Origin of the sequence: Hyphobacterium vulgare (assembly GCF_042643335.1) — a bacterium.
In the GTDB taxonomy this organism is placed as follows: Bacteria; Pseudomonadota; Alphaproteobacteria; order Caulobacterales; family Maricaulaceae; genus Hyphobacterium; species Hyphobacterium vulgare.
On record NZ_JBHRSV010000014.1, the window covers coordinates 31,689 to 45,363 of the forward strand.

9 protein-coding genes are annotated in these 13,675 nt (G+C 63.4%); 4 read left to right on the forward strand and 5 right to left on the reverse strand.

The window, feature by feature from the left end; translation table 11 throughout:
- Nucleotides 1-2: 2 nt before the first annotated feature.
- The 4 genes from ACFOOR_RS07875 to ACFOOR_RS07890 all read right to left on the reverse strand — a co-directional run bounded on the left by ACFOOR_RS07875 (nucleotide 3) and on the right by ACFOOR_RS07890 (nucleotide 5,824).
- A complete protein-coding gene (locus tag ACFOOR_RS07875) occupies nucleotides 3-608 on the reverse strand; it encodes a transglycosylase SLT domain-containing protein (RefSeq protein WP_343165555.1) in 606 nt (201 codons plus the stop codon).
- A 43-nt stretch (nucleotides 609-651) separates the two neighbouring features.
- A complete protein-coding gene (locus tag ACFOOR_RS07880; RefSeq protein WP_343165554.1) occupies nucleotides 652-3,843 on the reverse strand; it encodes an autotransporter family protein in 3,192 nt (1,063 codons plus the stop codon).
- 147 nt (nucleotides 3,844-3,990) lie between these two features.
- Entirely contained in the window at nucleotides 3,991-5,394 is a 1,404-nt protein-coding gene (gene glnA, locus ACFOOR_RS07885; RefSeq protein WP_343165553.1) for a type I glutamate--ammonia ligase, read from the reverse strand.
- Nucleotides 5,395-5,485: 91 nt separating this feature from the next.
- Nucleotides 5,486-5,824, reverse strand: a complete 339-nt coding sequence (locus ACFOOR_RS07890) for a P-II family nitrogen regulator (RefSeq protein WP_343165552.1) — start codon at nucleotides 5,822-5,824, stop codon at nucleotides 5,486-5,488.
- A 98-nt stretch (nucleotides 5,825-5,922) separates the two neighbouring features.
- Here ACFOOR_RS07890 and ACFOOR_RS07895 point away from each other — a divergent pair, with 98 nt between their 5' ends.
- The 3 genes from ACFOOR_RS07895 (at nucleotide 5,923) to ACFOOR_RS07905 (ending at nucleotide 11,463) form a co-directional block, all read left to right on the forward strand.
- Complete coding sequence (locus ACFOOR_RS07895; protein ID WP_343165551.1) at nucleotides 5,923-7,443, forward strand: NAD(P)H-hydrate dehydratase; 1,521 nt, start codon at nucleotides 5,923-5,925, stop codon at nucleotides 7,441-7,443.
- Nucleotides 7,444-7,485: 42 nt separating this feature from the next.
- Entirely contained in the window at nucleotides 7,486-9,759 is a 2,274-nt protein-coding gene (locus ACFOOR_RS07900; protein WP_343165550.1) for an NADP-dependent malic enzyme, read from the forward strand.
- Nucleotides 9,760-10,035: 276 nt separating this feature from the next.
- Nucleotides 10,036-11,463 carry an MATE family efflux transporter gene (locus tag ACFOOR_RS07905; RefSeq protein WP_343165549.1) on the forward strand — a complete coding sequence of 476 codons (1,428 nt, stop codon included), beginning with the start codon at nucleotides 10,036-10,038 and terminating at the stop codon, nucleotides 11,461-11,463.
- Here ACFOOR_RS07905 and ACFOOR_RS07910 read toward each other — a convergent pair.
- Entirely contained in the window at nucleotides 11,444-12,052 is a 609-nt protein-coding gene (locus ACFOOR_RS07910) for a methyltransferase domain-containing protein (RefSeq protein ID WP_343165548.1), read from the reverse strand. The genes ACFOOR_RS07905 and ACFOOR_RS07910 overlap by 20 nt on opposite strands.
- 111 nt (nucleotides 12,053-12,163) lie before the next feature.
- Between ACFOOR_RS07910 and ACFOOR_RS07915 the strand changes: the two genes are divergently transcribed.
- Nucleotides 12,164-13,588: an AAA family ATPase gene (locus tag ACFOOR_RS07915; protein ID WP_343165547.1), complete on the forward strand. Its 1,425-nt coding sequence runs from the start codon at nucleotides 12,164-12,166 to the stop codon at nucleotides 13,586-13,588.
- Nucleotides 13,589-13,675: the final 87 nt, after the last annotated feature.

Below are 13,675 nucleotides of genomic sequence, written 5' to 3' on the forward strand. Positions count from 1 at the left end.
CCTTAGAGCAGCCAGAAGCGGCCGCGATTGAGCCTGCGCTCGCACCCGTCAAGCTGGCTCTGGTAGCGGGCCGCGTCGCTGGCGACGTCGTCTGCCGCGCGTATCAGCCACGCCCTGCCGCGATACGTGCCGCGATTATAGCCCGTATGTCCCTCGTGATAGGCGAGATAGAGCGCTCTGGCGTCGTCATGCCGGATGTTTGAAAGCCGGCCACTCATCTGGCCGTACCAGCCAATGAAATCGACGGCATCGCCGAAATCGTCGCGGTCGGCACCGCGGTTTCCGGTCTCGTCGCGATACCAATCCCATGTTCCATCAAGCGCCTGCGCATAGCCATAGGCAGAGCTGGGCCGCGGCCCGGGAATGATGCCGAGCAGGCGCGTGCGCGCGGGCCGGGCATGGGCGTTGAAACTCGACTCGCGCTTGAGGATCGCCAGCTGGATGGCGGGCGGAATGCCCCAGCGCCGCTCGCTGCGGCGCAGATCGCGCCACCAGGACCGGTTGTCTTCCAGGATCAGGCATGCATCGGTCACCTGATCAGGCTGATAATGCCCGCAGGCCGACAGCACGGTCGCTGCAATGAAAAGAGGCAGGACTGCTTTGCGCATGTCCTGCCTCTAGTCCGAACACGGTTAATCGCTGGTAAGCGCCCTAGAAGACGAGGCGGAACAGCAACCGGATCGTGTGACGCGTGAACGAGTCGCGCAGGTCGGCGTCATAATCGAGTGTGAAGGTCGAGTAGTCCGAGCCGGCGTTCAGCGCAAAACCGATCACCGCACCGGTGCCCGGCAGGTCGGCCGCTCGGAAGGTGAAGGGGTTGTTGTAACCGACGAACGACGCCGTGGTCTCGGATTCGACACCGCCGAAATCATTGCGGTAGCCGACGCGGAACTGCGGCTCCCACCAGCTGTCGCTGCCACCAAAGCGGCGGCCGACCGTAAAGCTGGCTGTCGAAGCGAAGGTCGTGCTGGTGCGGTCTTCAACCGCGAGGTCGATGCCCGCGCCGCCGCCGGTTTCGGTATAGGCTTCCTCGAAGATGGTCAGGTAGTCGACCGACACCGCCGGGCGCGCATACCAGTTGCCCATCATGAAGTCGCGGCCGAATCGGGCCGAGGCCGACCAATGCCAGCCCGTCCATTCCGCTGTCGCGGTTTCGTCGAACGTGCCGATCAGTACGCGGCGTTCGGCCTCGAAACGGTTCACGCCGGCGCTGGTGTAGAACTCGCCGCCGAACGGTCCGAAATCGATACCGCCATAGGCACCGAGCTGGGCGGTGAGGGCGGTCATCGGCTGGTCGAAGCCATCGGACTCGGAAATGTCGCTCGCTGCACCGGCCATGTTCACGCCGAGCGCGTAGAACGGCCCGGCCGGACGGTCGACGCCCATCGCCAGACCGAAGCCGTGGCCGCGATAGCCCGGGCCGAAAGCGTTGGCCGCGCGATCAGCGAAGTAGGCGAATTCCTGTGCCCAGATGCCGCCCGTATTGCGGGGGCTGCGGCGAGCCGCGTCCAGGCGTCCGGACACCGCGCCAAGCGCGCTGTCATTGCTGGCCATGGCGAATTGCAGGGCGCTGGCCGAATATTCGGGCATCAGCTGGTTGTAGGCATTGTAGAAATCGGTCGCCGTGGTCAGGGCGGCGAAGGCCGAACCCAGTGCGGCGCGGTCTGCCCAGGTCTGGAATGCCGTGTTGTAGGCAACGGCCTGGTTCGCGCTCATTCCGAGCTCGTCGGCCGTCTTGCGGCGCAGCGTCAGAACGAGCGTGTTGGGATCGTTGGAGTCGCGCGTCAGCGTCGATGCATAGAGATAGGGGGCATCGGTATTTTCGAGCGAGGTCAGGGCCTCGTCGATCACCAGGCTGTTGGCACGAAGAACAACGTAGGATGCGCCTTCACCGATCAGGTTGTTGAGCGAGGCCGTCACCCGTGATCCGGATTCGAACGTCACCGTGCCGCTCGCGTCAAGCAGGGGCGCGTTCTCCGGCGCGGTGTCGACCCGGAAGATAAGGGTTGAACCGTCCGAGAAGGTGGCTTCGCGGATATTGGCGGTCTCGCGGTTCAGCACTTCGAGCGAACCGCCCGTGGCATTGATCACGAGGTCGTCGTCGGCATCATTCAGCGAACTGGAGACTGCGGCGGTGCCGGAAATGCGAAGTTCGTCCGCACCGGCTCCGAAATAGAGATTGCCGCGGATGAAGCCGGCCGAAATGTCGATCAGGTCGTCAGCGGAGCCCAGCAGGATGTCGCCGCGAACACCGATATCGCTATCGTCGGTTTCGTCTTCGCCCAGCATCTGACGGAAGGTCACGGACTGCGTCGCCGCCGATACGTCGATGGCAACGACTTGGACGACTTCTTCAGGCGAGTCGTTCCGGTCGACATTGTTCAGAACGCGACCATCGACCGAGCGGAGCAGGGCGGAAATCGCACCGGTGTTCTCGATCAGGCGCAGCGTGTCGGACCGGTCGGTGATCGTCACCGAACTGCCGCCGCCGGTCGCTTGCGCCAGCATCAGGCCGGAATTGCGCAGCGTCGGCGTATTGGCGCCGGCTTCGATCAGCACGACGCGCGCCGTTGAATTCGGACCGTCGGTGTTCGAAAGCATCTGCGACTGGTTATCGACCAGCGCCACGATGGACCCGTTTCCAAGCACCAGCGCTGTCGCAACCGCGCGATAGGCGCTCGAACGGATCGTTCCGGTGTTCAGCAGACCGCCTTCCAGAGTCGTCGTGAACAGCTGGTTGCCGTCGTCATAGCCTTCGATGCGGACGCTCTGCGCATTCACGCCTTCAAACAGGCCGAAGGACGAAATCGTGCCGTCGTTCACGAAGCCGAAATCGAAGGCCAGATCCTCGGTGTCTTCCTCGTCGAGCAGGCCGGCCGCAACCGTGACGGGGCTCAGGACCACATCGCCCGGCGTCTCGCCGTGACGGCCGGAAATCCATATCGCAGGCGCTTCGCCGCGGGTGGTGACAGTCGCCTCGGCTTCGCCGGTCAGAATGTCGCCGCCGCCGAGATAGACCCCACCGGCGATGCTTGAGCCGATCTGGATGGCCGAACCGCCCTGAAGCGTATCGTCCTCGTCGAGAATGACCGTGTCGGGCGGCCGGTTCGCAACGCGATAACCCGAAGAGTTGATGTTGCCGCGGATCAGGAAGAGGCCATCGACGACTTCGCCGACATGAATGCCGACCGAGCCTTCGCCGTTGATGACGATATTGCCGTCGGTCAGCAGGTCGCCCGTGACCCGGGCGCGCGACTCGATCCCGTAAGAGAAATCGCCGGTCATGGTGATCCGGCCATTGCTGACCAGATCGCCATTGATGCCGGCGACATTCCGGATACCCGCCGACTGGTTGCCGACGACGGTGATGCCGCCAGCCGAGGTGTTGATCACGTCGCCGTTGAACGGACCTTCGCCATCGACAAGTATGCCGACCCGGTTCGTGCCGGAAGCCAGAGCGCCGTCGACATCGCCGTCGCCATCGACGTCTTCGGCAATCGAATCCTCGGTGAGGTTGATGCCGCCGGTGTTCGTCAGCGTGCCGGTGCGGCCACCTTCCACCAGGATGCCGACCGCGTTGTCGGCGTTGGTGATGTTGATGCGGCCGTTGTTCGTGAGCGTGTTGTCGGAGTCGAGGATCAGCGCCGGGCCGCCTTCGCCATCGGCCAGCGTTACCCGCCCGTTGGTGCCGATCACGATATTGTCCGGGTTGCCGTTATTGGCGGTCGAGGTGCGCAGCGGCGTGGTGCGTTCATCGTCAACGGTGGTGTCCGCAAAAGCGGCACCTGCGGCGGCCAGGAAGGATGCGCCCAGCGCGCTGGTCAGCAACAAACGATTCCGCATAACGCCTCACTTGAATGTAAATCGGCGGAAGAACACACAATCTCGAGGCTGCTGTCTAGCCGACAGCGCCGTTCGCGTCGAGGTTGGAACATATGAAAACGGCCCGGCATGCAGCCGGGCCGTCTTCGTTTTCGCCTGATCGTGCGATCAGCTCTTGTAATACATGTCGAACTCGACGGGGTGCGGATGCATCTCGTAGCGCTGGATCTCGTCCATCTTGAGCTCGATATAGGCGTCGATCTGGTCGTCATCCATGACGTTGCCCTTTTTCAGGAAGGCGCGATCGGCGTCGAGCGATTCCATGGCCTCACGCAGCGTGCGGCACACGGTCGGGATGTCCTTCAGCTCCTCCGGCGGCAGGTCGTAGAGGTCCTTGTCCATCGCGTCGCCGGGATGGATGCGGTTCTCGATCCCGTCGAGACCGGCCATCAGGAGGGCGGCATAGGTCAGGTAAGGATTGCCGGCCGGATCGGGGAAGCGCGTTTCGATGCGCTTGGCCTTCGGACCGGCACCGAACGGAATGCGGATCGAGGCCGAGCGATTGCGCGCCGAGTAGGCAAGCAGAACCGGAGCTTCGAACCCCGGAACCAGGCGCTTGTAGCTGTTGGTCGTCGAATTCGCGAAGGCATTGATCGCGCGAGCGTGCTTGATGATCCCGCCGATGTAATAGAGGCAGGTTTCCGAGAGGCCGGCATAGCGGTCGCCGGAGAAGGTGTTGTCGCCGTCCTTCCAGATCGACTGGTGAACGTGCATGCCGGTGCCGTTGTCGTTCCACAGCGGCTTGGCCATGAAGGTCGCGGTCTTGCCGTAGGCGTGGGCGACCTGGTGCACGATGTACTTATAGACCTGCATCCGGTCGGCCATTGTCGTCAGCGTCGCGAAGCGCATGCCGAGTTCGTGCTGAGCGGGTGCCACCTCGTGGTGATGCTTTTCCGGCATCAGACCGAGTTCGGTCATCACGGCCAGCATTTCCGAGCGCATGTCCTGGCCGCTGTCGATCGGCGGAACCGGGAAATAGCCGCCCTTCGGACCCGGGCGGTGACCCAGATTGCCGCCTTCGAACATCGTTCCGGAATTCCAGGGGCCTTCCTCGGAGTCGATCTCGTATCCGGTCGCGTTCTGGCCGGTCTTCCAGCGCACGTCGTCGAACACGAAGAACTCGGCTTCCGGGCCGATATAGATCGTGTCGCCGGCGCCGGAGGCTTTCAGATAGGCTTCGGCCTTCTTGGCGGTCGTGCGCGGATCGCGGTTGTAGCTTTCGCCGGACATCGGATCGAGCACGTCGCAGAACATGAACATCGTCTTGTTCTGGAAGAAGGGATCGACCGGCGCGTAGGACGTGTCCGGCATCAGCGTCATGTCCGACTCGTTGATCGCCTTCCAGCCCGAGATCGAGGAACCGTCGAACATTGTGCCGTCTTCGAGGAAATCCTCGTCGATCATGGTCGAATCGAAAGTCACGTGCTGCAGCTTGCCCCGCGTGTCGGTGAAGCGCAGATCGACGAGTTCGATTTCCTCGTCCTTGATACGTTTGAGAATGTCGTCGGCCATGATTTACGGGCTCCCGGTAGGGTCTAGAGGTGGGTGGGCAGTCGATTGGGCGGGCGAGAGAATTGCAAGCCCGCGCCAGGTAGCATGAGTGCTACAGCGCGTTTTCACCGGACTCGCCCGTGCGGATGCGAATGGCGGTTTCGACCGGCGTGACGAAGATCTTTCCGTCACCGATGCGGCCGGTGTGTGCGGCAGTCTGTATTGCTTCCACGATCGCGTCGACCCGCGCGTCGGGCGCCACGAGTTCGATCTTGATCTTGGGCAGGAAGTCGATGACGTATTCGGCGCCGCGATACAGTTCCGAGTGGCCTTTCTGGCGGCCGAACCCCTTGGCCTCGATGATCGTCATGCCCTGGACGCCGATTTCCTGGAGCGCGTCTCGCACGTCATCCAGCTTGAACGGCTTGATAATGGCTTCGATCTTCTTCATCGGCCCTGCGCGGCAGCGTTTGACGCCAGGGCATCAACGGACGCACGATCCGGAAAGGCCATGACGCAGTTGCAGCATTTATACAGATTTCCCGACGAATGACACCCGGTCCCGCAGAAATTTTTTCCGTCGACGGCGTTCGCCGTGCCGACCGGCATGCGTCCGGACACGGACGGTCGGCTTGGGTGCTGATGCAGACGGCGGGACGGTCCGTCGTCGATGCGATCACGGCGCGCTGGAGTCCCCGCCAGACCGTGATTTTCGTGGGTCCCGGCAATAATGGCGGCGACGGTTTCGTGATCGCGAACGGCCTGTCGGATGCGGGTTGGCCGGTTCGAGTGGTGCGGGTGTTTCCGGATCGCAATTGGACCGGAGACGCACATGTTGCGGCGCAACATTGGGCCGGACCTGTGAACGGCCTGGGCCCCGATTCGCTATCGGGTGCCGGTCTGATCGTCGATGCGATCTTCGGAACCGGACTGTCACGTTCGCCCGAAGGCGAAGCCGCCGAGCTTATCGCGGCGATCAATGCCTGCGGCGCGCCGGTCGTGGCAGTCGATATTCCGAGCGGGCTGAATGGCGACCGGGGCGAGCCTCAAGGCGAAGCGGTCGAAGCCGATCTGACGGTGACGTTTCACCGTCTGCGGCCGGCGCATCTCCTTCAACCGTCACGGCAATTCTGCGGCAAGATCGTTTGCGCCGACATCGGCATACCGGACCACGATCCGCCTGAGGGAGACGTTGTGGCGCGGCTGAACCACCCCGCTCTCTGGCCGGACTGGCCGGAGACGGGAGCCGCCGATACCCACAAGCACCGCAAGGGGCGGCTGGCCGTCCTGTCGGGTCCGGCGAAGTCCACCGGTGCAGCCCGTATGGCAGCGGTCGCGGGTCTGCGGGCCGGGGCCGGACTGGTCACGATGCTGACGCCGCCGGGCGCGGCGCTGGTCAATGCCAACCATCTGACCGAGGTGATGATCCGGTCATTCCGGGATGTTGAGGATTTCCTGACCGGACTGGACGCGATCCGGGCCACCGCCGCCGTGCTTGGGCCCGCTGCAGGCAAGTCTGATGCCCTGAAACAGATCGTCATCGCGGCGCTGTCGCGGCCGCTTCCCGTGGTGCTCGACGGTGATGCGCTCTCGGTGTTCTGCGATGATCCGGGTCATCTCCTGGGTCATCTTCGTGATCATGACGTGATCACGCCCCATGCCGGAGAATTCGAGCGCCTGTTTCCCGGTCTGTCCGGCACGTCGCTGAACAAGATCGAGGCCGCGCGTGCCGCTGCCGACCGGGCCGGCTGCGTGGTCGTGTTCAAGGGGGCGGATAGCGTCATCGCTGTCCCCGGCCGCACCCCGAGGATAAACACCAACGCCTCCCCGGCATTGGCGACAGCCGGGACGGGCGACACGCTCGCCGGCCTGATCGGCGGACTTCTGGCGCAAGGCGCGCCGGCCTTTGACGCCGCCTCGGCGGCGGTCTGGCTGCACGGCGAGGCCGGACTGCGGCTCGGGTCCGGACTGATCGCGGGCGAGCTGGCCGATGTGATGCCCGCCATCATGCAGGATCTTGCGCGCCGCCGCCGCATCGCCGCCGTGCGTGCCGCCTTGATCGGCGGGTGAGGGCGTGCCAATCCGGTTCATGGCCACAGCGCGGAAAGCCCGATGAGCGACAAGCCCCCCAAACTGACGCCCTTTGAGCAGGACGCGCTGGATTTCCACCGCCTGCCGACGCCGGGCAAGCTGTCGCTGGCGCCGACCAAGCCGATGGCGACGCAGCGCGATCTGTCGCTGGCCTACTCGCCCGGTGTGGCGGTGCCGGTGAAGGCGATCGCCGAGAACCCGGACGCGGCCTACGATTACACCTCGAAGGGCAATATGGTCGCCGTCGTGTCGAACGGCACGGCCATTCTCGGCCTTGGCAATCTCGGTGCGATGGCCTCGAAGCCGGTGATGGAAGGCAAGGCGGTGCTGTTCAAGCGCTTCGCCGATATCGACGCCTTCGACATCGAGGTGAACTACACCGATCCCGACCAGTTCGTGGAATGCGTCGCCGGGTTCGGCGCGACCTTCGGCGGCATCAATCTGGAAGACATCAAGAGCCCGGAATGCTTCGACATCGAGCGCCGCCTGCGCGAAATGCTCGACATCCCGGTCTTCCATGACGACCAGCACGGCACGGCGATCATCGCCGCGGCCGGCCTGATCAATGCCTGTGAGATTTCCGGCAAGAAGCTGTCCGACCTCAACGTCGTCCTCGTTGGCGCGGGCGCGGCGGGCCTGTCTGTGATCGAGCTTCTGCAGTCGATGGGCGTCGACAAGGACAAGACCGTCGTCGTCGACAAGGACGGTGTCGTCCATACCGGCCGCAACGACCTGTTCCCGCGCCTGCGCGATCAGGCGGTGAAGACGCAGATGCGCACGCTGGAAGAGGCGGTGAGGGGGGCGGACTGCCTGATCGGCCTGTCGGCCGCCGGCGTCGTCACCCAGTCCATGGTCCGGTCGATGGCGCCGGACCCGATCATCTTCGCGATGGCGAACCCGACCCCGGAAATCCTGCCCGAACTGATCAAGGAAGTGCGCGGCGATGCCATCGTCGCCACCGGGCGGTCGGACTATCCCAACCAGGTCAACAACGTCCTCGGCTTTCCCTACATCTTCCGCGGCGCGCTCGATGTGCGCGCCCGCACGATCAACGAGGAGATGAAGATCGCCTGCGCCCGGGCGCTGGCCGATCTCGCCCGCGAGGACGTGCCGGACGAGGTCTCCGACGCCTATACCGGCTCGCGGCTGCAGTTCGGCCCGGAATACATCATCCCGACGCCGTTCGACCCACGCCTCATCTCGCGCGTGCCGCCTTATGTGGCCAAGGCGGCGGTGGAGTCCGGCGTTGCGCGCATCGTGCCGCAGGACACCGAAAGCTACCGCCAGTCTCTCGCCCGCCGCGTCGATCCGACCGCGGCGCTGCAGCAGCGCGTCGCCTCGGTGCTGCGCGGGGCGCAGAAGACGATCGTCTTCGCCGAAGGCGAAGCCCCTTCGGTCATCCGCGCCGCCCACGCCTTCCAGACCCAGGGCCTGGGCAAGGCCATTCTCGTCGCGCGCGAAGATATCGCCGAAGCCAACATGAAGGAGCTCGGCCTGCCGACCGGCGAGCTTGAAATCGTCAATGCCCGGCTGTCGGACTTCAATTACGACTACGCCAAATTCCTCTACGAGCGGCTGCAGCGGAAGGGCTATCTCAAGCGCGACGTCCAGCGCCTGGTGAACACCAACCGCAACGTCTTCTCTGCCTGCATGGTCAAGCTCGGCCATGCCGACGGCATGATCACCGGCGTGACGCGTCACACCAATGTTGCGATGAACGACATCCGCCTGGTGATCGACCCGGTCGCTGGCGGCCGCGTTGTGGGGATCAACACCGCCATCTCGCGCGGCCGCACGCTGCTGATCGGCGATGTGCTGGAGGCGGAATTCCCGACCTCGGCTGAACTCGCCGACATCGCGGTGGAAATGGCCGCCACGGCACGCCGCTTCGGCCTGACGCCGCGCGTCGCCTTCCTGTCCTACTCCTCCTTCGGCAACCCGCCGGGTGAGCGGACCGAGAAGATGGCCGGCGCGGTCCGCATCCTCGACGCACGCGGGGTCGATTTCGAATACGAGGGCGAGATGGCCGCCGATGTGGCGCTCAATCCCGACCATCACGAACTCTACCCCTTCTCGCGCCTGACCGAGCCCGCCAACGTCCTGGTCATGCCGGCAGTGCATTCCGCCTCGATCGCGACGCGGCTCCTGAAGGCCGCCGGGGCGGCGACGGTGATCGGCCCGGTCATCGTCGGCCTCGAAAAGCCGGTCCAGATCGCCCGGCTTGGATCGTCGGTCTCCGACATCGTTAACCTCGCCGGCCTCGCCGCCTTCGACCCGAGCGCTGCGGCATTGTAGTACCGACTCTCGCCCTCCCCCTTGAGGGGAGGGCCGGGAGGCTGAGCGTCAGCCAGCCGACCGGGGTGGGGGTATCCTGCAGGAACGCTCACCCCACCCCGCTCCCGTCTTGCTATCGCAAGTCGCTCGCGTCCCTCCCCTTCGAGGGGAGGGAAGGCAAGCCGGCGATGAAGAAAAACCCCCGCATACCCGCCATTCCCCGGCGTCTGACCGCAACGTGATGCACGCGTGAGCGAACGGGCCTATATGGTCGAGTCTGACACGCGAGGGATGAACATGGCAGGACGCTCAAGCCGGGACATGACCGAAGGCCCGGTCTTCGGACACATCCTGCGCATGGTCATCCCGATGAGTTTCGGCATCGTCGCCATGATGCTGACCGGCATCGTCGACGCCTACTGGGTCGGCATGCTGGGCACGCCGCAGCAGGCGGCGGTGCAGATGAGCTTCCCGGTCTCCATGCTGGTGATGAGCGTCGCCATCGGCCTTGGCGCGGGCGCGGTATCGGCCGTCTCCCGCGCGGCGGGAAAGAAGGATTTCTCGCAAGTCCGGCGCATCGCCACCGACGCGCTGACGCTCGCCATCCTGATGGTCGGCGCGGTGTCGATTCTCGGCATCCTCTTCGTCGAGCCGATGTTCCGCCTGATCGGCGCGACCGAAACGATGATGCCGCACGTCACCGACTACATGACGACCTGGTTCGCCGGCATCGTGCTGATCGTCGGCCCGATGGTCGCCAGCAACGTATTGCGCGCGATTGGCAATGCGACCGTGCCGGCGATGATGATGGTGCTCGCGGCGGTCGTGAACATGATCCTCGATCCCTTCTTCATCTTCGCCGAAATCCCCTTCATCGGTCTGACGGGCCTGGGTTGGGGCGTGTCCGGCGCGGCGCTGGCGACGGTGGCGGCGAATGCCTTCACCTTCCTCCTGGTCGGCTGGTATCTCGCCTTCCGCGAAAAGCTGATCGACTTCTCCTGGCCCGGCTTCGGCGAGGTCTGGCACCATTGGGGCGAGATCGCCCGCGTGGGCATCCCGGCCTGCATTTCCAACACCTTCAACCCGCTGTCGCTCGTCATCGTGATGGGCGGGCTCGGCATGGCGCAGTTTGGCGACCCCGCGGTGGCCGGTGTCGGCGTCGGCGGGCGTCTCGAAGCCTTCGGCATCGTCCCGCTGTTTGCGCTGTCGGCCTCGATCGGCGCGGTGACGGGCCAGAATGGCGGCGCGGAAATCACCGAGCGCGTGCGCCGCGCCTTCCTGACCAGCTTTGCCTTCTGCCTCGCCTGGGGGCTGGGCGTGGCGCTGGTCCTCAACGTCTTCTCCGGCCCGCTGGCCGCCGCCTTCCTGCCGAGCGAGGCGGGGCAGGACGTGGCGCGTCTTTACTGGCTGCTGGTGACGCTGACCGTCGCCGGATACGGCATCACGATCGCCGCGAGCGCCGGGTTCAACGGGCTCGGCCGGCCGGCTTACGGCGTGGCGATCACGTCGAGCCGCGCGGTCATGGTGGTGATCTTCGCGATTGCGGGGGCCTGGATCGCCGGCGGTCCGATCGGCGTCATCGCCGGCATGGCGCTCGCCAATATCGTCTCCGGCCTCGGAACGGCGGCCTACGCGCTGACCCGCGCGCCGATGACGGCGAAGGGCGGCAAGGCCCGCCGGACAGCCGCTGCGCCAGCCGATCCGGTCAGCGCCGCGTCAGAATAGCGCCGAGTTCCGCCTTGCCGCCGAGCGACGGGTGCGGCCAGGCGGTCAGTTCGCCCTCGGGCCAGATCCAGCGGTTCTCCGGAAACACGGTGTGCATCACGCCGATGGGACAGCCATAAGGCGGGCCGCCGCGCTCCTCCTTCTGCATGAACAGGGCGAAGACCTGCCCGCCGGGGCGGAGCCAGCGGAGGAGGGCGGCCTCGTAGGTTTCACGCAGGCGCGGGTGGATGGCGCACAGGAAGGTCTGCTCATAGACCGCATCGACCGGCTCGGCCGGCGTCCAGTCGAGGATGTCGCCGGTGAACAGCTCGGCGGTCAGATTGCATTCGTCGAGATGCTTGCGCTGCCAGTTGATCGCGGTTTCCGACAAATCGGCGGCATGGGTCTTCAGGCCCATTTCCGCGAAACCGGCCACTTCCGGCGCGCGGCCACAGCCCGGCACCACGATGCTCCCGATCTGATCGAACGCACCCGTTTCTTTCCAGTGCAGGAAGGCCGGGTGCATCTGGCCGCGCTCCCACGGGGCGTCGTCATCGGCGAAGCGCGCCTCCCAGTCGAAGGCGCTGCGTTCTTCGTCCTTGCCGGTCATGGTCAGCGTCCTTTCGCCCTTCGCGCGCGGGTAGAAACCCCTATTTTGGTTGATGACATATAGACTCGCTATACTCATAGGTGAGTTCGCATCTAACACGAAGAGAAGACGGTGTTTTTTCATTTGCTGTCCAGAGGGCAAGCGGTCCCCGACAATGCCGAGAGTTCAGCATATCTCATCAAAGATCGATGGGATGATTGGGGCAAATATCAAACGATGTTCACGCTTGTGGTTGTTGTTGGCCGAGGAGAACAGCACCACATTGGTTCAGTGAAAATCGGTCAGCGTGGGCTACGGCCTTCAGATACAATTGAGCCAGGTCAAAGAGCGCCGGAAATAGAACGCGAGTTCGAACAATTGGAAGAGGATTATTTTTCTCTAGGACAAGGCGAGACCTACTACGAGAGTCTCAACGAACTTCCAGAACAATTTCGCCAAAAAATACTAGTTGGATTGAGAGATGTTGCATTTAACAATGAGATATTTCGATCTAACCTCAACGAAGAGGTGATGCGGGAATCTCTTCTTAGAAGTGTCAGGGCGAAAAACGTTGAGAACCGGTTGCATCGCCTTAGTGTCGGCGATGCACGTTTGACGCGTTTCAAATTTGCTTATTCGCTACCGATGTCAGACGCGGCGCCACCCGCAAATCTGGAATTTGATGTTTTCCCGGACTCGGTGCCGCCAACAAACGTTCACGTTTTAATCGGTCGAAATGGCGTCGGGAAAACGAGATTCATGAAAGGATTTACCCTCGCGCTACTCGGGCGGGACGAAGAACGAGAAGTCGTCGGTACACTGGATTTGTTGCCAACTCGAGAATGGGATGATCAGGCAGATTGGTCGTTCTCTGGCCTTATACATGTAACCTTCAGCGCATTTGACGATTTCAATCTGGAGGCAGAGGAAGGGGATTCGATTCGTGCTGTACAGGTCGGTTTGCACAAACAAAGAGAAGACCGTGCAACCGGGGAGCCGGGGCTCAAATCACAATCGGATCTGGCTCAGGATTTTCGAAAGAGCTTGGCTCAGTGCAGGTACGGCTTAAAGGCTCAGCGATGGAGAGAGGCTGTTAGCCGACTGGAGACAGATGACCTCTTTGCTGAATCTGAAGTTCGAGGTTTACTAGAGCAGGATTTCCCTGATGGCTGGAACGAAGGGGTCGAACTTTTCTTCAGGAGGCTTAGCTCCGGCCACGCAATCGTCTTGCTCACGATCACCCGCCTTGTTGAATTGGTAGACGAGAAAACGCTCGTTCTGATCGACGAGCCTGAGGGGCATTTACACCCACCGCTTTTGTCCGCGTTCGTCAGGTGTCTTTCCGATCTTCTTGTTAAAAGAAACGGTGTGGCGATTATCTCGACGCACTCTCCTGTAGTATTGCAAGAGGTGCCTCGATCATGCGCGTGGAAGCTCCGGAGGTCGCGCGATGTGTCGATCGTGGAACGGCCAACGATCGAAACTTTCGGCGAGAGCGTTGGACTACTGACTCGAGAGGTCTTTGGGCTTGAGGTTACGCGTGACCCAGCCCCCTGAATTCCGGCCAATTGAACGTGGTAGAGTCCATCGAGAAGAGGATGGACGATGCGAAAGAGCCGCTATTCGGAGGAGCAGATCATCGGC

Bases quoted from the DNA above. Each gene is read 5' to 3' on its own strand.
- ACFOOR_RS07875 (WP_343165555.1), bottom strand. From the start codon at position 608: ATGCGCAAAGCAGTCCTGCCTCTTTTCATTGCAGCGACCGTGCTGTCG.
- ACFOOR_RS07880 (WP_343165554.1), bottom strand. From the start codon at position 3,843: ATGCGGAATCGTTTGTTGCTGACCAGCGCGCTGGGCGCATCCTTCCTG.
- glnA (WP_343165553.1), bottom strand. From the start codon at position 5,394: ATGGCCGACGACATTCTCAAACGTATCAAGGACGAGGAAATCGAACTC.
- ACFOOR_RS07890 (WP_343165552.1), bottom strand. From the start codon at position 5,824: ATGAAGAAGATCGAAGCCATTATCAAGCCGTTCAAGCTGGATGACGTG.
- ACFOOR_RS07895 (WP_343165551.1), top strand. From the start codon at position 5,923: ATGACACCCGGTCCCGCAGAAATTTTTTCCGTCGACGGCGTTCGCCGT.
- ACFOOR_RS07900 (WP_343165550.1), top strand. From the start codon at position 7,486: ATGAGCGACAAGCCCCCCAAACTGACGCCCTTTGAGCAGGACGCGCTG.
- ACFOOR_RS07905 (WP_343165549.1), top strand. From the start codon at position 10,036: ATGGCAGGACGCTCAAGCCGGGACATGACCGAAGGCCCGGTCTTCGGA.
- ACFOOR_RS07910 (WP_343165548.1), bottom strand. From the start codon at position 12,052: ATGACCGGCAAGGACGAAGAACGCAGCGCCTTCGACTGGGAGGCGCGC.